Genomic DNA, 23089 nt, shown 5'->3' on the forward strand with positions numbered 1-23089 from the left:
CCTCGCGGCGTGACACTCCTGTGACCTAGCCTCGCTGTGCGGCCCCACTCATCGGCGCGTGGGGCCGCACAGCCAGGAACCGCGCCGTTCCCGACCGCACCCCACCCATCCCGAGGACCCCATGGACGCAGCCGCCCTGCTGCACACCGAGATCCGCGAGCTCGTCCGGCGCCGCGGCATCGACCCGCTCCACGACGTCGACACCCTCGAGGCGCTCGTCGACGAGGCGAGCGTCGACTACCTGCGCCGCGCAGACGCGGGCCTCGTCCCGCCGCTCGCCGACCCCGACGCCGCCGGCGCGCAGGCGGTCGACGCCCTCGCCGGCGTCGGCCCCCTCCAGCGCTACCTCGACGACGACTCCATCGAGGAGGTCTGGGTCAACGGCCCCGGCCGCGTCTTCGTGGCCCGCTCCGGTCGCCCCGAGCTCACCACGACGATCCTCGAGGACGAGGACCTGCGCGTCCTCGTCGAGCGCATGCTCCGCGCGAGCGGACGCCGCCTCGACCTGTCCAGTCCCTTCGTCGACGCCCAGCTGCCTGGCGGTGAGCGGCTCCATGTCGCCATCCCGCCCATCACCTCGAGTCACTGGGCCGTCAACATCCGCAAGCACACGGCCCGCGCCTCGCGGACGACGGATCTGGTCCGGATGGGCTCGCTGACCTCCCGAGCCGCCGCCTTCCTCGACGCCTCCGTCCAGGCCGGTCTCAACATCCTCGTCAGCGGGGCCACGCAGGCCGGCAAGACGACCATGGTCCGTGCTCTGGCCGGCGCGATCCCGGCGGGTCAGCGAGTCATCACCTGCGAGGAGGTCTTCGAGCTCTCCCTGCGCAACAGGGACTGCGTCGCCATGCAGACGCGCCCCGCGAACCTGGAGGGCGTCGGCGAGATCACCCTGCGCCGCCTCGTCAAGGAGGCCCTGCGCATGCGCCCGGACCGCCTCATCATCGGCGAGGTCCGCGAGGCCGAGGCCCTCGACATGCTCATCGCGGCGAACTCCGGCCTGCCGGCCATGTCGACGCTCCACGCCAACTCCGCCCGCGAGGCCGTCATCAAGATCTGCACCCTCCCGCTCCTCGCGGGCGAGAACGTGTCCTCGGCCTTCGTCGTCCCGACCGTCGCCGGCGCCATCGACCTCGTCGTCCACCTCGACCTCGACTCCCGCGGGCACCGTCAGGTCCGCGAGATCGCCAGCCTGTCGGGCCGCGTCGAGAACGGCGTCGTCGAGCTCGCCGACCTCTTCCGCCGCGACGGCGCCGGCCAGCTCGTGCGCGGTCCCGGCATGCCTCCGGACCCCGAGCGCTACGCCCGTGCCGGCCACGACCTCGCCGAGCTCCTCGGCACCGCTGCCCGCCGCATGGACGCGGACGTTGGCCGGTCGGACGACGACGCCCGCCGGAGGTGGGAGTGATGGGCGCCCTCGCCGGTCTCCTGCTCGGCCTCGGCCTCGTGCTGACCTGGCTCGCCCTCACGACGGAGCCGCCCCGGTGGCGTTCCGAGCGCTCCCGCCGGCTCGCGGACCTCCTCGTCCAGGCGGGCGCCGGGCGCACCAGCCCGACGGTCTTCGTCGTCGGCTGCGCGGCTCTCGGCGTCGTTCTCGCCCTGGTCTTCCTCGGCCTGTCCGGCGCCTGGCCGATCGCCCTCGCCTTCGGCGTCATCGCGGGCTCGGGCCCCTTCGTCCTCGTCTCCTCCCGGGCGCGGACGCGCAGGACCCGGCTGCGCGAGGTCTGGCCCGAGGCCGTCGACACCCTCGTCTCCGGCGTCCGCGCCGGCATGAGCCTTCCCGAGGCTCTGTCCAACCTGGGCGAGCGCGGCCCGGAGGCGGTCCGCTCCGAGTTCCAGGCCTTCGCGGCTGACTACGCCGCCACGGCCCGCTTCGACCACTGCCTCGACCGCCTCAAGGCCCGCTTCGCGGACCCTGTCGCGGACCGGATCGTCGAGGCGCTGCGACTCGCGCACGAGGTCGGCGGTACGGACCTCGGCGTCCTCCTGCGCTCGCTCTCGCGGATGCTGCGCGAGGACATGCGCACTCGCGGAGAGCTCGAGGCGCGGCAGTCCTGGACCGTCAACGGCGCGAAGGTTGCCGTCGCCGCTCCGTGGCTCGTCCTCGCCCTCCTCTCCACGAGGCCCCAGGCCGCTGCCGCCTACGCCACCACCTCGGGCGCGATCGTCCTCGCGGTCGGCGGGCTGGCGAGCGTCCTCGCCTACCGGCTCATGCTGCGGCTCGGGCGCCTCCCCGAGGAGGAGCGGGTGCTGCGATGAGTCCCCAGGTCCTCGGCCCGCTCGCCGGGCTTCTCGCCGCGCTCGGCTTGCTCGGCGTGCTCGACGCGGCTCGTCGTCGTCGTCCGACGCTCCTCAGCCGCGTCGCCCCCTACGTCCACGACCGCCCTCGTACCTCCTCACTCCTCAGCCCTGCGGCTCCGTCGGGGGACGGACGCACGGTCACCGGCCTGCTCCTCGCCGCGGTCGCCGCCTCGGGGCACCTGCTCGAGGGCCTGGGTTCCTCCGCCGAGTCGGTCCGCACCCGCCTACGCCGCTCGGGCTCCCGCCTCACCTACGAGGAGCTGCGCGTCCAGCAGCTCCTGTGGGCCGGCTGCGGTCTCACGGCGGCTGTGGCGGTCGGGTTGCTCGCCGCGATCGTCCGCCCGGTCAACGTGCCGGTCCTCGTCGTCGGGGCGCTCGTGGCGGCGGTCGCCGGCGCTGCGGCTCGCGACTGGTGGCTCACCCGTTCCGTCACCGAGCGTCAGCGGCGGATCGAGGCGCAGCTGCCCGACGTCGTCGAGCTCCTAGCCCTCGTCGTCGGAGCCGGTCAGGGGCCGGTCGCCGCCATCGAGCGCGTCGTCGCGATCGGCCGTGGCGACCTCGTCGACGAGCTCGCCATCACGCTCGCCGACGTCCGCTCCGGAACCGTTCTCACAACGGCCCTCCTCCACCTCGAGGACCGCGTCGAGTCCCTGCACGTCACCCGCCTGTCCGAGGCGATCGCCGTCGCCCTCGAGCGCGGCACGCCGCTCGCCGACGTCCTGCACTCGCAGGCCGCCGACGCCCGCGAGGCCTCGCGCCGCGCCCTCATGGAGGAGGGCGGCAAGCGCGAGATCGCGCAGATGGTCCCCGTCGTCTTCCTCGTCCTTCCCATCACCGTCGTCTTCGCCCTCTTCCCCGGCCTCTTCGTCCTGCGTCTCGGCCTGTGAGCCGGTTCCACCATCAGCCCACCAACCGCCACCCACCCCACCCCGGAAGGAATCCCGCCATGCGCACCACCGCCGTCCTCGCCCGCCTCCGCCGACAGCTCGCCGACCTGGCCGACCGCGCCTCTCTCGCCCTCTCCTCCGAGCGCGGCGACGTCCCGGGCTGGGTCCTCGTCACGCTCATGACCGCCGGCCTCGTCGTCGCGCTGTGGGCGGTCGCAGGGCCCGCGCTCACCCAGGTCTTCACCGACGCCATCGCCAAGGTCACCGGTGCCATCTGAGATCCGTCCGACGAGCCGGCGCGTCCTCGTACAGCCTCGTCGTCGCGCGGACGCGCTGGAGCGCCGATCGTCCCCGCACGGCGAGCGGCCCGGCCGGACCGGGCACGAGGGCCTGCGCGGCCGACTGCTCGTCGAGGAGGGATCCGCCGTCGTCGACTTCGTCCTGGTCGGTGTCCTCGTCATCGCCGTCGCCCTCGCGATCCTGCAGCTCGCCCTCGGCCTCCACGTCCGCAACGTCCTCACCGACGCGGCGGGCGAAGGGGCGCGCCGCGCCGCCCTCGTCGGGGGTACCGAGGCCGAGGCGGAGCAGCGCGTCCGCGACCTCACCGGGACCGCGCTCACCGAGGGCTATGTCGAGTCTGTGACGGTCAGCCGCTCCAGCTCCGACGGCGTCGCCGTCGTCCAGGTCGACGTCACCGCGCCGGTCCCGGTCCTGGGACTCCTCGGCCCCGGCGGCACCCTCCACGTGACCGGCCACGCCGTCGACGAGGCAGGGCTCGTACCCGCGGGGGCGCTGCCGTGATCGCCGAGCCTCCCGGAGCGTCGGTACCTCCGACGGCGGGCGCCAGCGCGGTTTCGCGATCGCTGCTCCGCCTCCGCGACGAGGCGGGGAACGCCCCCGTCGAGTTCATCGGCTGGGTGCTCGTCCTCGTCGCCCCGGTCCTGTACCTCCTCGTCACGCTCTCCCAGGTGCAGGCGACCTCCTTCGCCGTCGCCTCGGCGGCCGACGCCGCGGCCCGGGTCCTCGCCGTCGAGACCGGTGATGCCGCCCAGGCGCATGCCCGCACCGCCGTCGCGCTCGCGCTCGAGGACCAGCACGTCGACGTGGACCCGACGGCGGCGCTGACCACGAGCTGCACGGCCGCCGGTTGCGACGAGGGCGTCGTCGTGCGCGTCGAGGCGGGCGTCGACCTGCCCGGACTGGCCTCGCTCGGCCTGGGGCGCGATGTCGTCGTCCTCGACGCCTCGCGGCGCGTCACGCTCGCCGGAGCGGACCAGTGACCCCCGCGCCCGCCTCGCGACCGGCTCGGCTCCTGCGGCGCCTGCGGACCGAGGAGGACGGCCAGACGCTCCTGCTCGGGCTCGGCCTCATGGTCGTGGTCCTCGCCCTCATCCTCGTCGTCGCCTCGGCGACCTCCGTCTACCTCGACCTCAAGCGCCTCACGTCGATGGCGGACCAGACGGCGGCCGCCGCGGCGCAGAGCGTCGATGAGGCGGCCTACTACGCCCGCGGCTCGACCGGGGCCGCGGGGTCCTCCGGTGGTGCCGACGCGTCCGGCTCGGCCGGCGCGGGCTCCGCGCTCGTCCTCAGTGACACCGGCGTCCGAGCCGCAGCCGTCGACCACCTCGCGGGGGAGGAGGTCTCGGGCGGGCTGTCGGACCTCACCCTCACGCGCGCCACCGCACCCGACGGCACGACCGCCGTCGTCACCCTGAGCGCGCACTCGCAGCCGCCGTTCCTGCCCTGGGGGATCGTCCCCTCCGACGGCTTCACCATCACGGCGACCGGGTCCGCGCGCGGTGCCACGTCCCAGTGACACCGACGCCCGCAGCATGTGCTGAATCGTGCGAGGAGCGGCCACCTGGCCGCTCCGCGGGACGAGCTCACCGGCCCTGGCTCCAGGCGGGAGGTCACGAATGAGCGGCCCAGCCCACGCCTCCGAGCACGACGACGGGGCCCGTCCACCTCTCGGCGGACGGGCCCCGTGCCTGCTTCGTACGCGGCTGCTGCCGGTGACGTGCTCACCCGCGGCGGCGCCGCGAGGAGCGTCAGGCCTCGATGAGGGAGAGCTCGGCGAGCTCGGCCGTGGCGACGGCGCCGCGGCGGGAACGGGCAGCGGCGCGGCGCGCGGCCATCTCCTCGCGGCGCTTGCGGGCCAGCTGCGCGATGTACGCGCGCTTGACCGTGAAGAGGATGGTGATCCCGACGAAGAGGTAGAAGACGTTGGAGATCGCGCTCGGCCAGGCGCCGGTGTAGGCGCAGTTGGTCATGAGGAGGATGGAGCCCGTGATGTTGAGGGCCTGGTACTTGAGGGAGTCGCCGGCGATGCGGTTCCTCGAGATGAGGAAGTAGCCGAAGAGGAACTCTGCGGCACCGACCCAGCCGCCGATGGAGATGATGGTTGCGAGCACGTCGTTCATGGCTCGAATACTTCCCCGCCGGTAGGTGCACTTCAATCGCAGGTCTCTGCAGCCGGTGTGAAGGAAATCTGAAATACTCGGCCCGTGGATGTCTCACCTCACAGGCTCAGCGTGCTGCTCGCCGTCCACCGCGCCGGCGGCATCGTCGCAGCCGCGGAATCCCAGCACCTGTCGCCCTCCGCCGTCTCCCAGCAGATCAAGCTGCTCGAGAAGGAGGCGCGCGCCCGTGTGATCGACAGAACACCGCGCGGGGCCGTCCTCACCGACGCCGGACGCGTGCTCGTCGAGACCGCCGAGCGCATCGAGGAGGAGCTCGCCACCGCACGCCGCGAGCTCGCCCGCATCGACGACTCCACCCTCACCGGACGCGTCATCATCGCCTCCTTCTCCACCGCCATCCGCGCGGTGCTCCTCCCGATGCTCGCCACGATCCACGAGTCCCACCCCGGCCTCGACGTCTACATCGAGGAGGGGGAGGAGCGCCCCAGCCTCGCGCGCCTGCGCCGCGGCGAGATCGACCTCGTCCTCCTCGAGCGCGACTCCCACACCCTGCCGCCCGCGCCGCGCGGCCTCGCCGACGTCCCCCTCCTCGACGAGTCCTGGCTCGTCGTCGTGCCGCCCGACCAGCCGATGCCGTCGACCCTCGCCGACCTCGTGCGCGCCACCTGGATCGACCTCGACCACGACACCGCCGGCGCCTTCGCCCTCACACGCCTCTCGCGGCAGATCGGCACCCCGCTCACGCTCCACCACCGCGCCTACGACTACGACGTCGTCCTCGCCATGGTGAACCAGGGCCTCGGCTACGCCCTCCTGCCCGAGCTCGCCGTGCGCTCCTCCAGCCTGCCCGACGGCGTCTCCATCGCCCGCCTGCCCGGGCTCGGCACGCGCCAGCTCGCCGTCCGCCACCGCGCCGTGCGCGGCGAGCCCGGACCGGCGACCCGCGCCGTCCTCGACGTCCTCCTCGAGCAGGCGGCGGGACTCGACCTCGGCTGAGGCGCCCTCGGGGCTCTCGGGCTAGCTCGAGCCAGGGCGCGCCTGGTCGGATGCTCCCGGATCCGGGCGCGCTCCGGTCCCGCCCCGGCGCCGACGGCGTGACCAGCCTCCCGCCGTCGTCGGCCGCCCGCCCCGGGGGAGCGGCGGGCCCCTGCCGTAGAGTGGCCCCGTGGCCACAGACTTCCCCGCAGAGATCGAACGACTCCGACACACCCACGCGTCCATCGCGGCGGTGACCGACCCGGAGGTGCTGCGCGCCCGGATCGCCGAGCTCAGCGAGCAGGCCGCCGCCCCCGACCTGTGGGACGACCCCGACGCCGCCCAGGTCGTCACCTCCAACCTCTCCCACGCGCAGGCCGACCTCAAGCGCGTCGAGGACCTCGGCAGCCGCATCGACGACCTCGAGGCCATGGTCGAGATGGCGGGCGAGGAGACCGGCGAGGACGCCGACGAGCTCCTCGACGAGGCAGAGAAGGACCTCGGCTCCATCTCCAAGGACCTCTCCGAGCTCGAGATCCGCACGCTCCTGTCCGGCGAGTACGACCCGCGCGACGCCGTCGTCACCATCCGCTCCGGCGCCGGCGGCGTCGACGCCGCGGACTTCGCCGAGATGCTCCTGCGCATGTACACGCGCTGGGCCGAGCGCCACGAGTACCCGGTCAAGATCCTCAACACCTCCTACGCGGAGGAGGCCGGCCTCAAGTCCGTCACCTTCGAGGTCCACGCGCCCTACGCCTACGGCACCCTCTCCGTCGAGGGCGGCACCCACCGCCTCGTGCGCATCAGCCCCTTCGACAACCAGGGCCGCCGTCAGACCTCCTTCGCCGCCGTCGAGGTCATCCCGCTCATCGAGTCGACCGACCACATCGAGATCCCCGAGACGGACATCCGCATCGACGTCTTCCGCTCCTCGGGACCCGGCGGCCAGTCCGTCAACACGACGGACTCCGCCGTCCGCATCACCCACCTGCCCACCGGCCTCGTGGTCTCCATGCAGGACGAGAAGTCGCAGATCCAGAACCGCGCCGCCGCCATGCGCGTCCTCCAGTCCCGCCTGCTCCTGCTCAAGCAGCAGGAGGAGGACGCGAAGAAGAAGGAGCTCGCGGGCGACGTCAAGGCCTCCTGGGGGGACCAGATGCGCTCCTACGTCCTCAACCCGTACCAGATGGTCAAGGATCTGCGCACCAGCTTCGAGGTCGGCAACCCGGACTCCGTCTTCGACGGCGACATCGACGGCTTCATCGACGCCGGCATCCGCTGGCGCAAGCAGGAGGAGCAGGCCGAGGACTGATCCCCGCCCGGCTCCGGCGAGCCCTCCGGGGCCGTGCGGCAGGACTCCGACGCGGCCGTCGCCCACCCGGGTGGCGGCCGCGTCGTCGTCCGGTGTGGACGTCGCCGTGTCCAGAGGTCGCGGCTTCGACGTCGCGTCACCGTCGGGTTCCGCGTGATCGCGCGGCCCGCGCCCCGCAGCGTCGCTTGGGCTCAGGCCGATCCCGCGAGTTCTGGACTGGAGCCCGGTCCTTCGCGCACGACGACGGCACCGGCCGCCTCCCCAGGGAGACGGCCGGCGCCGTCGGTGCTCACGATGTCCCGATCTCGAGGTCAGGATGTCCCGATCTCGGCGGGGCTCAGTCGCGCGTGAGCTTGCGGTAGGTGACGCGGTGCGGGCGGGCGGCGTCGGCACCGAGGCGGGCCACCTTGTTCTCCTCGTAGGAGGCGAAGTTCCCCTCGAACCAGTACCAGCTGGCCGGGTTCTCCTCCGTGCCCTCCCACGCGAGGATGTGCGTCGCGACGCGGTCGAGGAACCAGCGGTCGTGGGTGATGACCACGGCGCAGCCGGGGAACTCGAGGAGCGCGTTCTCCAGGGACCCGAGGGTCTCGGTGTCGAGGTCGTTCGTCGGCTCGTCCAGGAGGATGAGGTTGCCGCCCTGCTTGAGCGTGAGGGCCAGGTTGAGGCGGTTGCGCTCACCACCGGAGAGGACGCCGGCCGGCTTCTGCTGGTCCGGGCCCTTGAAGCCGAAGGACGCGACGTAGGCGCGCGACGGCATCTCGACCTGACCGACCTGGATGTAGTCCAGCCCGTCGGAGACGACCTCCCACAGGGTCTTGTTCGGATCGATGCCCTCACGGCCCTGGTCGACGTACGAGAGCTTGACGGTCTGACCGACCTTGAGCTCGCCGCCGTCGAGGGGCTCGAGGCCCACGATCGTCTTGAACAGGGTCGACTTGCCGACGCCGTTGGGGCCGACGACGCCGACGATGCCGTTGCGGGGCAGCGTGAAGGACAGGTCGTCGATGAGGGTGCGGCCGTCGAAGCCCTTGTTGAGGTGGCTGGCCTCGAGGACCACGTTGCCCAGACGCGGGCCCGGCGGGATCTGGATCTCCTCGAAGTCGAGCTTGCGGGTCTTCTCGGCCTCCGCGGCCATCTCCTCGTAGCGGGCGAGGCGGGCCTTCGACTTCGTCTGGCGGCCCTTGGCGGAGGAGCGGACCCACTCGAGCTCGTCCTTGAGGCGCTTGGCGAGCCTGGCGTCCTTCTTGCCCTGGACCTCGAGGCGCTTCTCCTTGGTCTCGAGGTAGGTCGAGTAGTTGCCCTCGTAGGGGTAGAGGTGACCGCGGTCGACCTCGGCGATCCACTCGGCCACGTGGTCGAGGAAGTACCGGTCGTGGGTGACCGCGATGACGGCGCCCTTGTAGGACTTGAGGTGCTGCTCGAGCCAGAGGACGGACTCGGCGTCGAGGTGGTTCGTGGGCTCGTCGAGGAGGAGAAGGTCGGGCGCCTCGAGGAGGAGCTTGCACAGCGCGACGCGGCGGCGCTCACCACCGGAGAGGTTCCTGACCTCCGCGTCCGGCGGCGGGCAGCGCAGGGCGTCCATCGCCTGCTCGAGCTGGGAGTCGAGGTCCCAGGCGTCGGCGGCGTCGATCTCCGTCTGGAGCTTGCCCATCTCCTCCATGAGGGCGTCGAAGTCCGCGTCCGGGTCCGCCATGGCGGCGGAGATCTCGTTGAAGCGGTCGAGCTTGCCCTTGATCTCGGCGACGCCCTCCTCGACGTTGCCGAGGACCGTCTTCTCCTCGTTGAGCGGGGGCTCCTGCATGAGGATGCCGACGCTGTAGCCGGGGGAGAGGCGGGCCTCGCCGTTCGAGGGCTGGTCGATGCCGGCCATGATCTTGAGGATCGAGGACTTGCCGGCGCCGTTGGGGCCGACCATGCCGATCTTGGCGCCCGGGAGGAACGCCATGGTGACGTCGTCGAGGATGACCTTGTCGCCGTGCGCCTTGCGCGCCTTGATCATCTGGTAGATGTACTCAGCCACTGCCTTGCTGCGCCTTTCGTCAGGGTGTGAGCGTGTGCTTCAGCGCGCCGACGGCGGGCCTGCCCGGCCGTGCGCGCACCGCGGCCCAGCCTACGGGAGCCGCCACCGAGTGGCGACGCCGCCCGCCCGTGAACCGGTGCACGCCGCCGCCAGCGAGTCCCGCCCGTTCAGCGCTGCTCCGGGTCGGGGATCGCGGTGCCGTCGTCGCCCTCGGCGACGCGGATCTCCCAGTCGCCGCTGCCCTTGGACGTCGCGGTGGGGACGCGGACCATGCCCTCCTGGGCGATGGTGGAGACGAGGCGGCCCTGCGAGTCGAAGACCTCGGCGCGCGCCATGGCGCGGCCGCCGGAGGAGGAGTGGGAGTCCTGGACGAAGAGCAGCCAGTCGCCCGCGTCGACGTCACGGTGGAACCACTGCGCGTGATCCAGGGTCGCCAGGCTCATCCCCTCGGTCCGCCAGGACAGGCCGCGGCTGCGCAGCGCCGGCTCGAGCATGACCTGGTCGCACATGTAGGCCAGCAGCGCCCGGTGCACGGTCTGCGAGGCCCCCTCGGGCACTCGTCCGCGGGCCCGGGCCCACAGGCACTGGCGGTCGGCGTGTTCCGCGGCCGGCCGCAGGTAGATGTTCCCCTCGACGTGCCGCAGGTCGAAGGCGGCGGTCCGGCCGAGGAACTTGGCGACCGGGTGGTCGACGGCCCGGAAGATCTCGAGCGCGCTCGTGAGCTCCTCGGGGCGCGGCACGTCCGGCGCGGTCGTCTGGACGTCCTCGCCGTCCTGCGTCTCCTGGAAGGAGGAGATCATCTGGAGGATGACGCGGTCGTCCTGGGAGACGGTCGTGCGGCGCTGGGAGAAGGAGCGCCCGTCGCGCAGGTCCTCGACGTCGAAGCGGATCGGCTCGTCCGGCTTGCCGCCGCGCATGAAGTAGGCGTGGACGGAGTGGGGCAGCCGCTCCTCGAGGCCCGCGTCGCGCAGCGTCGCCGCCGCGGCGAGGAGCCCCTGGGCGACGACCTGGCCGCCGTAGACGCGGCCGGAGAGCTGGGGGAGGGAGGTGCCCGTGAGAGCGCCCTCCCCGTCCGCCGGCGCGAGGGCCAGGATCCGGGTGACGGAGCCGAGCGGCTCCTCGCTGGCCGGCGGGACGGGGAAGGGTGTGGTCACAGACCGAGCTCCTCGAGGATCGGCAGCTCGGCGCGGACGGCCTCGCGGGCCGCCTCGGCGGTGGGCTGGGCGATGGCGAGCTCGGCGAGGCGCTTGGCGTCGGCGAGGTCGACGGACTTCATGACGGCGTCGACGTCCGGCAGGGCGCGGGCCGTCATGGACAGGCTGGCGACGCCGAGGCCCACGAGGACGACGGCGAGCGCCGGGTCTGCGGCGGCCTCGCCGCAGACGCCCACGGGGCGGCCGTGCGGGGCGGCGCCGTCGCAGGCGGCCTTGATGAGGCGCAGGACGGCCGGCTGCCACGCGGTGGACAGGTCCGCCAGCGAGGAGAGGAGGCGGTCCGCCGCCATGACGTACTGGGTGAGGTCGTTCGTGCCGATCGAGGCGAAGTCGGCGTGCTCGAACATCTTGTCGGCCATGAGGGCGGCCGAGGGGACCTCGATCATCATGCCGGCCGTCTTGAGGCCGTAGGTGCGGGCCTTGTCCGTGAAGGCCCTGGCCTCCTCGGTCGTCGAGATCATCGGGGCCATGACCCACACCTTGGCGTCGGTCTCCGCCTCGGCCTTGGCGAGCGCCTCGAGCTGGTGCTCGAGGACCTCGGGGTCGCGGCGGGTGGTGCGGTAGGCGCGCACGCCGAGGGCCGGGTTGGCCTCGGTGGCGTCCGTGAGGAAGGGCAGGGGCTTGTCGGCGCCGGCGTCGAGGGTGCGGACGACGACCTTCTTGCCGGGAAAGGCCTCGAGGACGCCGCGGTAGGCCTCCACCTGGGCCTCGACGGTGGGCTCCTCGGGCTGGTCGAGGAAGCAGAACTCGGTGCGGAACAGGCCCACGCCCATGGCGCCCGCCTCGGCGGCGGCGCGGGCGCCGGCGGCGTCGCCGACGTTGGCGAGAAGCTGGACCTCGTGGCCGTCCTTCGTGGCGCCGTCGCCGTTGAAGACGCGGACGCGGTTGGCGAGCTCGCGGGCGCGGCGCAGCTCGTCCTCGCTCGGGTTGAGCGTGATGGTGCCCTTGGTGCCGTCGACGAGGACGATGTCGCCGTCGCTGAGCCGGTCGGTCACGGCGGTGCCGGCACCGACGATGGCGGGCAGGCCGAGTGCGCGGGCGAGAATCGCGGTGTGGGAGGTCGGACCGCCCTCGGAGGTGATGAAGGCGATGACCTTCTCCGGGTCGAGGAGGGCGGTGTCCGCCGGCGCGAGGTCCTCGGCGACGAGGATGAAGGGCTCAGGCAGGCGCGGGATGCCGGGCATGGGGGAGTCGGTGAGCACGGCGACGATGCGGTCGCGGACGTCCTGGACGTCCCTGGTGCGCTCGGCCATGTACCCGCCGAGGGACTCGAGCATGGAGGCCAGCGATCCGGCGGCCTCCCACACGGCGCGCTCGGGGACGAGGCGGCGCTCCTTGACCATGGCCTGGGCGGAGGAGGTGAGGGTGGGGTCCGCCGCCATCTGGGCGGTGGTCTCCAGGAGGGTGCGGCCCTCGCCCTTGGCCTCGGCGGCGGAGAGCTCGAGGCCCTTCTTCACCGTCTGCGCGGCCTCGGCGATGCGCTCGCACTCGGTCTCGACGTCGGCCTCGGCGGGCAGGGTGGCGACGGCGGGCTCGGAGATGCCGGGCGCCATGCGGGCCACGGGGCCGGCGACGAGTCCGGGGCTGACGCCGATGCCGTTCAGGGAGGTGGTGTTGTCGTCGGTGGCCATGAGTGCTCCTCAGCGCTGATGGAGGGCGGGTGTCACGGGTCATTGTGCACGGAATGCGCCCACGATGAGGGCTTTCAGCCGCTGATGAACCACGTTGGACACAAGGGTGCGGAACCGCGTCCGCCGGCGCGCGGACGGGCTGCGGCCCGCCCCTGACCTGCGAGGACGCCGCCCCGTCTCCCGGGACCCCGCCGACCCGGTCGCGGGACGGCCCGTGCCGTGCGGCGCGGCGAGCCTCGGGGGCCCGCCGTCCAGGGACCAACGGGGGCGACCCCCGCCACACTCATGGGATAAAGTGACGCCGAACACGAAGACCATCATGGGCGGCACCGCGCGCTTCGCCGGTGCGGAAGAGAGGACGAGTCAGATGACCACTGCCGCTGAGATCCTTGCCGGGCTGGGCGGGCGCGACAACGTCACGGACCTGGAGCCGTGCATCACCCGCCTGCGCGTCGAGGTCGTGGACCAGGAGAAGGTCGACGAGGAGGCCCTCCGCTCGGCGGGCGCCTTCGGCGTCGTCCGCTCGGGCCGTGTCGTCCAGGTCGTCGTCGGCCCCGTCGCCGACGCCCTGGCCAACGAGATCTCCAAGTCCGAGTGACGCGAGCGCCGTCGTCCACTTCGACGACGGCGGACACCGGCGAGGAACGGTCCCGACCCCCGTCATGGGGGCCGGGACCGTTCGCGTGCCGGCAGCGGTGTCCGTGGGAGCCGGCGGCACGGAGCGCGGTGGCTCGGAGCGCGGGGCTGGGGCCGGCCTGCGCCGCCGGTGCGGGCGACCGCTCCCGCAGGGGCGGCGGCTGGCATCCGGCCGCGACGTATGAAACCCTTGCAGCAAGAAGTGGATCCGCCCCGCGCGGCCGCCAAGGTCGGCGAGCCCGTCCCGGAGGAGCCCCTTCGTCAGCACAGCGGTGCGGAGCCGGCGACGGCGCCGCACCGGAACAGCCCTCGCGCCCGCGCGCGACAGAGTGCAAGGTCGAGACCCATGACCCAGCCCACCACCACCCACGAGCCCGCCGGCGAGCGACTCCGCGCCCTCGCCGAGGCCCACGGCGTCCTCACCGAGTACTGGGACTTCCACGGCAACCTCGCCTCCCCGTCGCGCCAGACCCTCACGGCCGTCCTCGGCGCCCTCGGCGTCCCCGCAGTCACCGACGAGGAGATCGAGTCCTCCCTCCGCGAGGTCGAGCTCGCCCCCTGGCGCCGCGCCCTGCCCCAGACCGTCGTCGTCCGCGGCGGCGTCACCAGCCCCGTCGTCGTCCACTGCCCTGACGGCGCCGCCGTCACCGTCACCGCCGAGCTCGAGGACGGCACCCGCCGCGGCCTCGCCCAGGGCGAGGACGGGACCCCCGCCCGCGACGTCGACGGCACCTGGACCGGCCAGGCCACCTTCCTCATCCCCGACGACCTCCCGCTCGGATGGCACGAGCTCGTCGCCGAGGTCGGCCCGGCCCAGGGTCGCGGGGCGAGCACCTGCCGCGTGCCGCTCGCCGTCACCCCCGACCGCCTCGAGCTGCCCGCCGCCCTCGGTGAGCGCGGCTGGGGCGCCATGGCCCAGCTCTACTCCGTGCGCTCGCGCGGCTCCTGGGGCGTCGGCGACGCCGACGACCTCACGGAGCTCGTCTCCTTCCTCGGCGACGAGGGAGCTGACTTCCTCCTCATCAACCCCCTCCACGCCGCAGAGCCGACCGGCGCGATGACGCCGTCGCCCTACCTGCCGGTGACGCGACGCTTCGTCAACCCGATCTACATCCGCCCCGAGAACGTCCCCGAGGTCGCCCGCCTCTCCGGCCCCAAGCGCTCCCTCGTCCAGTGGGCCTTCGAGGAGGTCGCCGAGCAGGACCTCTCCAGCGCCCCCATCGACCGCGACGCCGCCTGGAAGGCCAAGCGCGAGGCCCTCGAGGTCGTCTTCGACGCCGGTCGCTCCCGCGCCCGCCAACGCGACCTCGACCGCTTCCGCGCCGAGCAGGGCGAGGGACTCGAGCGCTTCGCCCTGTGGTCCGCCCTCACGGAGAAGTACGGCGCCGGCGCCGAGTGGCCCGAGGAGCTGCGTGACCCCGCGAGCCCGGCGGTCGCCGCCCAGGCCCGCGAGCTGGAGGACCGCATCGACTTCTACGCCTGGCTCCAGTGGGTCGTCGACGAGCAGCTCGGCCGCGCCCAGGCCGAGGCCGTCGCCTCCGGCATGGCCCTCGGCGTCATGGACGACCTCGCCGTCGGCGTCCACCCGCGCGGCGCCGACGTCTGGTCCGACCCCGAGGCCTTCGCCCAGGGCATCGAGGTCGGCGCCCCGCCGGACATGTACAACCAGCTCGGCCAGAACTGGTCCCAGCGCCCCTGGAGCCCCACCCACCTCGCCGAGACGGCCTACGCGCCCCTGCGTGACATGGCCCGCACGGCGCTCCGCCACGCCGGCGCGCTGCGCGTCGACCACGTCATCGGCCTGTTCCGCCTGTGGTGGATCCCCGCCGGCATGGGCGCGCACGAGGGCGCCTACGTCCGCTACGACCACGAGGCCATGGTCGGCGTCGTGCTCCTCGAGGCCCACCGCGCCGGCGCCGTCATCATCGGCGAGGACCTCGGCACCGTCGAGCCGTGGGTGCGCGACTACCTCGCCAGCCGCGGCGTGCTCGGCACCTCCGTCCTCTGGTTCGAGAACCAGGAGGACGGCTGGCCGCGCTACCCCGACGCCTACCGCCGGATGTCGCTCGCGACCGTCACCACCCACGACCTGCCGCCGACCGCCGGGTACCTCGCCGACGAGCACGTCGACCTGCGCGAGCGCCTCGGCCTGCTCACCGAGCCCGTCGAGCAGGTGCGCGCCGAGGCCCGCATCGAGCGCGAGCGCATGCTGGCCCGCCTGCGCGAGCACGGCCTCCTCGGCGACGAGCCCTCCGAGCGCGAGATCGTCGAGGCCCTCCACCGCTACGTCCTGCGCACCCCCGCCGTGCTCACGGCCGTCGCGCTCGTGGACGGCGTCGGCGAGCGCCGTGCGCAGAACCAGCCCGGCACGGACCAGGAGTACCCGAACTGGAAGATGCCGCTGACCGACTCGGCGGGCGACGTCGTCCTCGTCGAGGACCTGCCCGCCAACGCCCGCCTCGAGTCCCTCCTCGCCGCCGTCCGCGACGAGGTCGGCCAGGACCGGCGCGCCTGACCGGCCGGTGACCGGGGCGCCGCACCCCGCCCTTCGGAGTGCTGCGGTACTCGGCGCGGGAGCGGACCCGCGGCGGGCCGGTGGGGTCAGCCCCAGCTGAGGACCTCGTCGCCCTGCTGGACCGCGCCCGTGGCGGTGACGGCGACCTCCTCCTCGGCGGCGTCGAGCGCGATGACCGGCACCACCGGGCTCAGGCCGTGGTCGGCGACGTCGGACGGGTTCCAGGTGACGATCGCGTCGCCGGCGGCGACCCGGTCCCCGTCCCCGACGTGGACGGTGAAGCCCTCGCCCTTGAGGCCGACCGTGTCGAGCCCGAGGTGGACGAGGACGCCGCGACCGTCGTCGACGGCGATGACGAAGGCGTGCGGGTGGACCTTGGCGACCGTGCCCGCGACCGGGGCGACGGCCGTGACCTCGCCCGCGGAGCGGTCCGGCTCGATGGCGGTGCCCGGGCCGACGAAGCGACCCGCGAAGACCTGGTCGGGGACCTGCTCGAGGTCGATGACCGTCCCGGCGAGGGGCGCCTGGACGGTCAGGCTCATCGCAGGTCCTCGATGTCCTCGGCGATGGTGTCGGCGTTGGGGCCGACGACGACCTGGATCGTGTCGCCGACGGTGACGACGCCGTGCGCGCCGGTCGCCTTGAGCGCGGCCTCGTCGACGAGGGAGGAGTCCTCGACCTCGCAGCGCAGACGGGTGATGCAGGGCTCGATCTCGACGATGTTGTCGAAGCCGCCGAGAGCGTCGACGATCTGCTGGGCCTGGGACATGGTGTCCTCCTTGATCGGCCGGCGTGAACCGGGTTGGTGCGGCCCTCCGCCGTCTCCTGGTCGGAGGGTGGGGGCGTCGCTGCGCCCCGCCAGGTGGCGGACCAGTGGTCCATACCAGTTGGTATCGTAATGGATCGAAGGCCGCTGTAAAGCGCGGCGCTAGGCGCCCGGCCTCCGTCGCGGCGGGGGCGGCGCCGCCACCGGCACCCACAGCTTGTAGCGGTCGGCCCGGTACAGGGAGCGCGAGTAGTCGACGGCGAGGTCCCCGTGGAAGGTGCGCCGCGTGATCTCCAGGGCCGGGGCCCTCACGGGCACGCCGAGGAGCGCGGCCTCCTCCGGGGTGGCGGCGTGCCCCTCGATGACGTCCTCGCCCCACTCGGGCGCGAGGCCCGCCTCCGTGAGCGCCGCGTAGACGGAGAAGGTCGGTTCGCCGTCGAGCAGCGCCGGGACGAGGGCCGCCGGGATCCAGTTCTCCTCGACGGCGATGGGGGAGGCGTCGGCGGTGAGGAGGCGCCGCAGGTGGTGCACCTTGGCGGCCGCCTCCAGCTCGAGCGCCTCGGCCACCGACGGGGGCGCCGGCTCCGTGCGCGCGATGAGCAGGACGGCACCGGGATTCATCCCGCGGCGCCGCATCTCCTCGGTGAAGGAGGTGAGGCGGACCTGGAGGTCGGTCTTGGGCGGTGCGACGAAGGTGCCCTTGCCCTGGTGCCGGCGGAGCACCCCGTCGACGACGAGGGTGTCGACCGCCTGGCGGACCGTGGAGCGGGAGACGGAGAAGCGCTCGCAGAGCTCCCTCTCGGACGGGATCGGAGCGCCGACGGCGAGCCCGCCCTCGATGAGGGCGAGCAGGTGCTCGCGCACGGCGGCGTACTTCGTGGTGCCCGGTACCGCAGGGGCGGTGCCGGGGGCTCGGGTGGGGCGGGATCGGCTCATGGCTGGCGATGGGGCTGAGGGGCTGCGGGACGGCCGGGGCTGTCCCGGCCGGTGGTCCGGTCATCCCCGCCCCTAGTGTGCCGCACCCGCTCCGGGCTGCGCGACGCTCATCGCGCGTGACCGCGGTGAAACGTCGTGGTCGTGTCGCTTGACACCACTCAGCGCGTCGGCTTTCCTGGGGCCACTGGTCCGGACATGTGCGACCCGGCACGTCTCCGCCAGGGATCCCCATGACACCACAGGGCCGTGGCGCCGACGCCGCGGCCCTCCTGACCCAGGAGGACCTCGTGTCTGACAAGAAGAAGTCGGGCGGCGCCTTCGCCGTCGCCCAGCGGCTGGGACGCTCCCTCATGCTCCCGATCGCGACGCTGCCGGCCGCAGGTCTGCTCAACCGCCTCGGCGCCGCCGACATGCTCGGCGCCGACGGGCTGGCCAAGCACGCCTCCTGGCTCCAGCCGGTCGCCGACGTCATGGCCGCGGCCGGAGGCGCGGTCTTCAACAACCTCGCCCTCATCTTCGCGGTCGGCGTCGCCGTCGGCTTCGCCAAGAAGTCCGACGGGTCCACGGGCGTCGCTGGCCTCTTCGGCTACCTCGTCTTCCAGGGCGTCCTCGCCGCCCTCGCCCCGCGCTGGGGCGCCGGCGGCGCGACCCCGGAGGAGAACACCATCAACTACGGGGTCCTCGGCGGCATCATCATCGGCATCACCGCCGCCATGCTCTGGCAGCGCTACTACCGCATCAAGCTGCCCGACTGGCTCGCCTTCTTCGGCGGCCGCCGCTTCGTCCCGATCATCACCTCGCTCGCCGCCATCGTCATCGCCGTCGTCCTGGCGCTCGTCTACCCCGCCTTCAACTGGCTCATCAACGAGCAGCTGGGCGGCTGGCTCATGAACGCGGGCACCCAGGGCGGCGTCAGCGCCGTCGTCGCCGCCTTCGTCTTCGGCACGGTCAACCGCCTCCTCATCCCCTTCGGTCTGCACCACCTCCTCAACTCCATCCCGTGGTTCCAGCTCGGCTCCTGCACCGGCGCCGACGGCTCCACCCAGCACGGCGACATCACCTGCTTCTTCAACGGCGTCGACGGCACCAACGCCTGGACCGGCTCCTTCATGACCGGCTTCTTCCCGATCATGATGTTCGCTCTCCCCGCCGCGGCCCTCGCCATCTGGCACACCGCCCGCCCCGAGAAGCGCAAGGCCACTGGAGCCCTCATGGTCTCGGTCGCCCTCACCGCCTTCATCACCGGCATCACCGAGCCCCTCGAGTACGCCTTCGCCTACGTCGCCTTCCCGCTGTACGCCGTCCACGCGGTCCTCACGGGCACCTCGCTGGCCCTCGTCAACGCCCTCGGCATCAAGGACGGCTTCGCCTTCTCCGCAGGCGCCATCGACTACCTGCTCAACTTCGGCAAGTCCTCCGAGCTCTCCGGCGGCGCGCTGCAGGGGCCGATCCTCCTGGTCGTCATCGGCCTCCTGTACGCCGTCGTCTACTACTTCCTGTTCCGCTTCCTCATCGTGAAGCTCGGGTTCAGCACCCCGGGACGCGAGGCCGACGACGTCGACTCCTTCAAGGAGGCCCAGGCGGCGGCCGAGAAGTCGACCGGCAAGGCGGCCGACAAGGAGCGACAGCGCTGAGGCGCCCGTCGCCGACGGCCTTACCGCGGTGCGGCTCGGCACGAGCCCACCGTCTGGACGCGACGGCGCCCCGCCTCCCTCGATGGGAGGCGGGGCGCCGTCGCGTCCGCGGCCGCTCGCGCGGCCGTGGTGCGGGCTCAGGCCTTCTGCGTCTCGCGGGCCTCGCGGGCCTGGACCGTGGCGACGCGGCGAGTGTCGTCGAGGTTCTCGATGACGATGCGGCGGAAGGCGGCCGGGGCGTCCTCGTGGGAGGCGAGCCAGCCCTCGAGGGCGCCGGCCGGGTCGAGGTCGGGCAGGCCGACGGTCGCCGTGGACCACAGGGAGACGAGGAGGTTCTCGGCCATGTGGAAGGTGCGGGACTCCCAGATGGCGTCCGCGCTGCGGACGTACTCCGCGACGTAGGGCGCGAGCAGCTCGGGGGCGCGGCGGGCCTCGATGAAGCCGCGCAGGACCTTGACCTGGGTCTCGTTGGGCATGTCGGCGTCCTCGACGAGCGCGCGCCAGGTGGCGGCCTTCGCCTCGGCGGTCGGGACGGAGGCGCGGGCCTGGGCGGCGCGCTCGCGGCCCGTGGTGGTGCGGTCGTGCTGCTCCTCGGAGGCGATCTCCTCCTCCCCGGCGACGCCGGCGGCGACGAGACCGGTGAGGAGCTCCCAGCGCATGTCGGCGTCGACGGCGAGGCCCTCGAGGGCGGCGTCGCCGGTGAGCCAGCCGCGCACGGCGTCGGTCTGCGCGTCGGTGACGGCGTTGGCGGCCACGGCGCGGGCCAGCTGGAGCTGCTTGTCGCTCTCCGGCTCGGCGGCGCGCGCGAGGGAGAGCAGCGAGTCCGCCGTGCCCGGCAGCGCGGCCGCACGGGCGGCCGGCGTCAGGTAGAAGGTGACGATGCTCGTGATCTTGGCGAGCAGGCCCTGGATGACGGAGGAGTGCGTCTCGACCTCGAGGGCGGCCAGCGCCGCGTCGAGGAAGCGAGAGGCGGCGAGCTCGCCGTCGCGGACCATGTCCCAGGCGGAGGCCAGGACGATGGAGCGCGGCAGGGAGTCGGCGAACTCGGCGACGTGCTCGAGGCCCGTGCTCAGCGAGGCCTGGTCGAGGCGGACCTTGGCGTAGGTGAGGTCGTCGTCGTTGAGGACGATGACGTCGGCGCGCCGGGTGCCCACGAGCTCGGGGACCTCGGTGCGCTCGCCGTCGATGTCGAGCTCGACCCGACCGGTGCGCGTGATGGCGCCGTCGGCCAGCGAGTAGGAACCGATGGCGGCGCGGTGCGGGCGCAGGGAGGCGGGGGAGCCCTCCGGGACCGTCTGGATGACGGCGGCGGAGGTGATGACGCCCTCGGAGTCCGTCTCGATCTCGGTGGACAGGACGGTGACGCCGGCCTCCTGGAGCCAGACGCGCGTCCACGCCGACAGGTCGCGCCCGGAGGCCTTCTCGAGCTCGGCGAGCAGGTCCGCGAGCGTGGCGTTGGCGTAGGCGTGGGCGGCCAGGTACGAGGCGATGCCCGTGAAGAAGTTCTCGCGGCCCACGTAGGCGACGAGCGCGGTGAGGACGGAGGCGCCCTTGGCGTACGTGATGCCGTCGAAGTTGACCTCGACGTCGTGCAGGTCGTTGATGTCCGCGGCGATCGGGTGGGTGGAGGAGAGCTGGTCCTGGTTGTAGGCCCAGTTCTTCTCCAGCGTCTGGAAGGTGGTCCAGGCGTCGGTGAAGCGGGAGGTCTCCGCGGTCGCCAGGGTGGAGGTGTACTCGGCGAAGGACTCGTTGAGCCACAGGTCGTTCCACCACTTCATGGTGACCATGTCGCCGAACCACATGTGGGCGAGCTCGTGGAGGATGGTGACGACGCGGCGCTCGACGCGGGCCTCGACGGGGCGCGAGCGGAAGATGTAGTCGTCGCGGTGGGTCACGCAGCCGACGTTCTCCATGGCGCCCGCGTTGAACTCGGGCACGAAGATCTGGTCGTACTTGCTGAAGGCGTAGTTCGTGCCGAAGAGCTCCTCGTAGTAGGCGAAGCCCTTCTTGGTGATGTCGAGGATCTCCTCGGAGTCCATGTGCTCCAGGAGGGAGGCGCGGCAGTAGGTGCCCAGCGGGATGACGCGGCCGTCCTTGGCGCGGTACTCGTCGGTGGCGCCCTTGTAGGGGCCGGCGACGATCGCGGTGAGGTAGGAGGAGATCCGCTCGGTGGGGGCGAAGGCGAAGACCCGCTTGCCGTCCTCAGCGGTGGGCTCCGGGGTGGGGGAGTTGGAGAAGACGGTCCAGCCCTCGGAGGCGGTGACGGTGAAGGTGAAGGAGGCCTTGAGGTCGGGCTGCTCGAAGACCGTGTAGACGCGGCGGGAGTCGGGCACCTCGAACTGGGAGTAGAGGTAGGTCTCGCCGTCGGCGGGATCGGTGAAGCGGTGGAGGCCCTCGCCGGTGTGCATGTAGGCGCAGTCGGCGACGACGGTCAGCTCGTTGGACTCCTCGAGGTCCGCCAGGACGATGCGGGAGTCGACGAAGACCTCGGAGGGGTCGAGTTCGGCGCCGTTGAGGGTGATGCGGTGGACCGCGGGCGCGATGAGGTCGATGAAGGTCGTGGCGCCGGGGGTGGCGGTGAAGCGGGCTGTTGTCGTCGACCGGAAGGTCTCCTCGCCGGTGGTGAGGTCGAGGGCGACGTCGTAGCTCTCGGCGGACACGAGGTCGGCGCGGGTCGCCGCCTCCACGCGGGTCAGGTTCTGACCGGGCATGTGTGTGCTCCTAGGGGTCGGTGGAACGGGGTGCAGCCCCTGGCTGCGCCCGCGACCGACGAGGGTGCCGACGGTGCGCGGGCAGACGTGCGGCCCATCCTCTCACCGGGGAGAGCTGAGCGTGACGTCTCAGGGGCCGGGAGAGCCCGCTGGAGGCGGCAGTCCGGTCAAGGTCGGCGCCCGCGGGCCGCTCGGCCGGGGTCACGGGACCGTCGTGCAGGTGCCGGGCGCGTCACCGTGCTGGGCCAGCACGGCGCGGGTGTCCGCGGCGCCCGGGCGGGCGGTGGTTCGGTCGAGGTCGACTCCACCGGCGTCAGGAGCGGCGCGCGCGCCACGCGAGGAAGACGCCGACGATGAGGATCCCGACGGCGCTGATCGCCACGGGGACGACGGCCGCACCGGTGTGCGCGAGCGTCCGCCGGTGGGCCGTCGCCGCCGTCGTGCGGTGAGCGGGGGCGGCGGCCGGACGGGCCTGCTCGGCCGTGCCCGTCGAGACCTGCTCGCTCGTCGCCGTGCCGCCCGTGGCCGGGCCCGTCGTGGTGCCCACGGCGCTGCCGGACGTCGTGGTCGTCGTCGGGTCCGTGGCGCCGGCGACGGCGTCGGTGCTCATGAGGACGGGCACGAGCGCCGTCGAGTGCTGGCCCTGGTAGCCGTCGCAGGAGACGCCGAGCGTCCAGCTCGACGCCGCCGGGTCGGAGACCTTCCACGCGGTGACCTGCGCGGCGACGTCGATCGTGGTGGACCAGGTCCCGTCGGAGGCGGTGGAGGCGATCTCGCCGTCGCCGACCGGCATCCGCGTGTCATTGGGGTAGAGGATCCAGTGCACCGTCGAGGGCTGCTCGGTGCAACCGCTCGCACTCACCTGCACGGAGGTGGAGGCGGGGTCGAGGACGAGCGTGGTGCCGTCGGGGGAGGTGCCCCCCGAGGCGTTGACGGTGATCGGCGTGGAGCCGTCACCCGAGTAGGTGGCGGCGCTCGCTGCCGTGGCGGTCGCGGGCAGCAGGGCGAGGGCGGGGAGGGTGATCGCGGCAGCGAGACGGACGGCGCGCATGGGGTCCTCCAAGGAGAGGTCGGTCCTGGTCGGGGAGTGACCGAGGGCACATCTGTGGTGCGGTGGCCGGGCCCTTCCCG

The 23089-nt window shown here is 72.9% G+C and carries 21 protein-coding genes; 12 read left to right on the top strand and 9 right to left on the bottom strand.

Going from position 1 to position 23089, the window contains the following annotated elements; all coding sequences use genetic code 11:
* Positions 1-121 precede the first annotated feature (121 nt).
* Genes AXF14_RS08230 through AXF14_RS08260 form a run of 7 tightly spaced genes read left to right on the top strand, consistent with a single transcriptional unit; the run spans position 122 to position 5004 of the window.
* Positions 122-1408 carry a TadA family conjugal transfer-associated ATPase gene (locus AXF14_RS08230; protein WP_067942401.1) on the top strand — a complete coding sequence of 429 codons (1287 nt, stop codon included), beginning with the start codon at positions 122-124 and terminating at the stop codon, positions 1406-1408.
* The gene (locus AXF14_RS08235; RefSeq protein ID WP_067942403.1) at positions 1408-2259 is read left to right on the top strand and encodes a type II secretion system F family protein; all 852 of its coding nucleotides are present in this window, start codon (positions 1408-1410) and stop codon (positions 2257-2259) included. The genes AXF14_RS08230 and AXF14_RS08235 overlap by 1 nt, the downstream gene beginning before the upstream one ends.
* The gene (locus AXF14_RS08240; protein WP_067942406.1) at positions 2256-3188 is read left to right on the top strand and encodes a type II secretion system F family protein; all 933 of its coding nucleotides are present in this window, start codon (positions 2256-2258) and stop codon (positions 3186-3188) included. Before AXF14_RS08235 ends, AXF14_RS08240 begins: the two co-directional genes overlap by 4 nt.
* A 59-nt stretch (positions 3189-3247) precedes the next feature.
* Complete coding sequence (locus tag AXF14_RS08245; RefSeq protein ID WP_067942408.1) at positions 3248-3466, top strand: hypothetical protein; 219 nt, start codon at positions 3248-3250, stop codon at positions 3464-3466.
* Positions 3456-3989, top strand: coding sequence for a TadE family protein (locus AXF14_RS08250; RefSeq protein WP_236755418.1), 534 nt, complete (start codon positions 3456-3458; stop codon positions 3987-3989). The genes AXF14_RS08245 and AXF14_RS08250 overlap by 11 nt, the downstream gene beginning before the upstream one ends.
* Positions 3986-4468, top strand: a complete 483-nt coding sequence (locus AXF14_RS08255; RefSeq protein WP_236755426.1) for a peptidase T4 — start codon at positions 3986-3988, stop codon at positions 4466-4468. The genes AXF14_RS08250 and AXF14_RS08255 overlap by 4 nt, the downstream gene beginning before the upstream one ends.
* On the top strand, positions 4465-5004 hold the full coding sequence (locus AXF14_RS08260) for a hypothetical protein (protein ID WP_067942410.1): 540 nt from the start codon (positions 4465-4467) through the stop codon (positions 5002-5004). Before AXF14_RS08255 ends, AXF14_RS08260 begins: the two co-directional genes overlap by 4 nt.
* 232 nt (positions 5005-5236) lie before the next feature.
* On the opposite strand, the gene AXF14_RS08265 is transcribed toward AXF14_RS08260, so the two are convergent.
* Positions 5237-5608, bottom strand: a complete 372-nt coding sequence (locus AXF14_RS08265; protein WP_067942412.1) for a CBU_0592 family membrane protein — start codon at positions 5606-5608, stop codon at positions 5237-5239.
* Between the two features lie 84 nt (positions 5609-5692).
* Here AXF14_RS08265 and AXF14_RS08270 point away from each other — a divergent pair, with 84 nt between their 5' ends.
* Both AXF14_RS08270 and prfB read left to right on the top strand, forming a co-directional pair.
* Positions 5693-6604 carry a LysR family transcriptional regulator gene (locus AXF14_RS08270; RefSeq protein ID WP_067942415.1) on the top strand — a complete coding sequence of 304 codons (912 nt, stop codon included), beginning with the start codon at positions 5693-5695 and terminating at the stop codon, positions 6602-6604.
* 169 nt (positions 6605-6773) lie between these two features.
* A complete protein-coding gene (gene prfB, locus AXF14_RS08275; protein ID WP_067942416.1) occupies positions 6774-7895 on the top strand; it encodes a peptide chain release factor 2 in 1122 nt (373 codons plus the stop codon).
* 337 nt (positions 7896-8232) lie between these two features.
* Here the strand turns inward: prfB and ettA are convergent, their stop codons facing one another.
* From ettA to ptsP, 3 genes are all read right to left on the bottom strand, one after another.
* The gene (gene ettA / locus AXF14_RS08280) at positions 8233-9915 is read right to left on the bottom strand and encodes an energy-dependent translational throttle protein EttA (RefSeq protein WP_067942418.1); all 1683 of its coding nucleotides are present in this window, start codon (positions 9913-9915) and stop codon (positions 8233-8235) included.
* A gap of 167 nt (positions 9916-10082) precedes the next feature.
* The gene (locus AXF14_RS08285) at positions 10083-11069 is read right to left on the bottom strand and encodes an acyl-CoA thioesterase (RefSeq protein ID WP_067942420.1); all 987 of its coding nucleotides are present in this window, start codon (positions 11067-11069) and stop codon (positions 10083-10085) included.
* Positions 11066-12760 (bottom strand): phosphoenolpyruvate--protein phosphotransferase, encoded by a 1695-nt coding sequence (ptsP, locus tag AXF14_RS08290; RefSeq protein WP_067942422.1) that lies wholly within the window; start codon positions 12758-12760, stop codon positions 11066-11068. Before ptsP ends, AXF14_RS08285 begins: the two co-directional genes overlap by 4 nt.
* A gap of 367 nt (positions 12761-13127) precedes the next feature.
* On the opposite strand from ptsP, the gene AXF14_RS08295 reads away from it, so the two are divergent.
* Positions 13128-13358, top strand: a complete 231-nt coding sequence (locus AXF14_RS08295; RefSeq protein WP_067942424.1) for a PTS sugar transporter subunit IIB — start codon at positions 13128-13130, stop codon at positions 13356-13358.
* Between the two features lie 384 nt (positions 13359-13742).
* Positions 13743-15911, top strand: coding sequence for a 4-alpha-glucanotransferase (gene malQ / locus AXF14_RS08300; RefSeq protein ID WP_067942426.1), 2169 nt, complete (start codon positions 13743-13745; stop codon positions 15909-15911).
* A gap of 86 nt (positions 15912-15997) precedes the next feature.
* Here malQ and AXF14_RS08305 read toward each other — a convergent pair whose 3' ends face one another.
* The 3 genes from AXF14_RS08305 to AXF14_RS08315 all read right to left on the bottom strand — a co-directional run bounded on the left by AXF14_RS08305 (position 15998) and on the right by AXF14_RS08315 (position 17613).
* Complete coding sequence (locus AXF14_RS08305) at positions 15998-16453, bottom strand: PTS sugar transporter subunit IIA (RefSeq protein WP_067942428.1); 456 nt, start codon at positions 16451-16453, stop codon at positions 15998-16000.
* Positions 16450-16680 carry a PTS sugar transporter subunit IIB gene (locus tag AXF14_RS08310; RefSeq protein WP_067942430.1) on the bottom strand — a complete coding sequence of 77 codons (231 nt, stop codon included), beginning with the start codon at positions 16678-16680 and terminating at the stop codon, positions 16450-16452. The genes AXF14_RS08305 and AXF14_RS08310 overlap by 4 nt, the downstream gene beginning before the upstream one ends.
* 159 nt (positions 16681-16839) lie before the next feature.
* Complete coding sequence (locus AXF14_RS08315; protein ID WP_067942432.1) at positions 16840-17613, bottom strand: GntR family transcriptional regulator; 774 nt, start codon at positions 17611-17613, stop codon at positions 16840-16842.
* A gap of 230 nt (positions 17614-17843) precedes the next feature.
* Between AXF14_RS08315 and AXF14_RS08320 the strand changes: the two genes are divergently transcribed.
* On the top strand, positions 17844-19247 hold the full coding sequence (locus tag AXF14_RS08320) for a PTS transporter subunit EIIC (protein ID WP_084355466.1): 1404 nt from the start codon (positions 17844-17846) through the stop codon (positions 19245-19247).
* Positions 19248-19384: 137 nt separating this feature from the next.
* Here the strand turns inward: AXF14_RS08320 and pepN are convergent, their stop codons facing one another.
* Entirely contained in the window at positions 19385-21958 is a 2574-nt protein-coding gene (gene pepN, locus AXF14_RS08325) for an aminopeptidase N (RefSeq protein WP_067942434.1), read from the bottom strand.
* A gap of 313 nt (positions 21959-22271) precedes the next feature.
* Entirely contained in the window at positions 22272-23009 is a 738-nt protein-coding gene (locus AXF14_RS08330; RefSeq protein ID WP_067942435.1) for a hypothetical protein, read from the bottom strand.
* Between the last annotated feature and the right edge of the window lie 80 nt (positions 23010-23089).

It is taken from the genome of Actinomyces radicidentis, assembly GCF_001553565.1.
Taxonomy (GTDB): Bacteria; Actinomycetota; Actinomycetes; order Actinomycetales; family Actinomycetaceae; genus Actinomyces; species Actinomyces radicidentis.

Coding starts and splice junctions, on each gene's coding strand:
- AXF14_RS08245 (WP_067942408.1), top strand. CDS start 3,248: ATGCGCACCACCGCCGTCCTCGCCCGCCTCCGCCGACAGCTCGCCGAC.
- AXF14_RS08310 (WP_067942430.1), bottom strand. CDS start 16,680: ATGTCCCAGGCCCAGCAGATCGTCGACGCTCTCGGCGGCTTCGACAAC.
- AXF14_RS08315 (WP_067942432.1), bottom strand. CDS start 17,613: ATGAGCCGATCCCGCCCCACCCGAGCCCCCGGCACCGCCCCTGCGGTA.
- AXF14_RS08240 (WP_067942406.1), top strand. CDS start 2,256: ATGAGTCCCCAGGTCCTCGGCCCGCTCGCCGGGCTTCTCGCCGCGCTC.
- AXF14_RS08305 (WP_067942428.1), bottom strand. CDS start 16,453: ATGAGCCTGACCGTCCAGGCGCCCCTCGCCGGGACGGTCATCGACCTC.
- pepN (WP_067942434.1), bottom strand. CDS start 21,958: ATGCCCGGTCAGAACCTGACCCGCGTGGAGGCGGCGACCCGCGCCGAC.
- ptsP (WP_067942422.1), bottom strand. CDS start 12,760: ATGGCCACCGACGACAACACCACCTCCCTGAACGGCATCGGCGTCAGC.
- AXF14_RS08230 (WP_067942401.1), top strand. CDS start 122: ATGGACGCAGCCGCCCTGCTGCACACCGAGATCCGCGAGCTCGTCCGG.
- malQ (WP_067942426.1), top strand. CDS start 13,743: ATGACCCAGCCCACCACCACCCACGAGCCCGCCGGCGAGCGACTCCGC.
- AXF14_RS08295 (WP_067942424.1), top strand. CDS start 13,128: ATGACCACTGCCGCTGAGATCCTTGCCGGGCTGGGCGGGCGCGACAAC.
- AXF14_RS08235 (WP_067942403.1), top strand. CDS start 1,408: ATGGGCGCCCTCGCCGGTCTCCTGCTCGGCCTCGGCCTCGTGCTGACC.
- AXF14_RS08330 (WP_067942435.1), bottom strand. CDS start 23,009: ATGCGCGCCGTCCGTCTCGCTGCCGCGATCACCCTCCCCGCCCTCGCC.
- AXF14_RS08320 (WP_084355466.1), top strand. CDS start 17,844: ATGACACCACAGGGCCGTGGCGCCGACGCCGCGGCCCTCCTGACCCAG.
- AXF14_RS08265 (WP_067942412.1), bottom strand. CDS start 5,608: ATGAACGACGTGCTCGCAACCATCATCTCCATCGGCGGCTGGGTCGGT.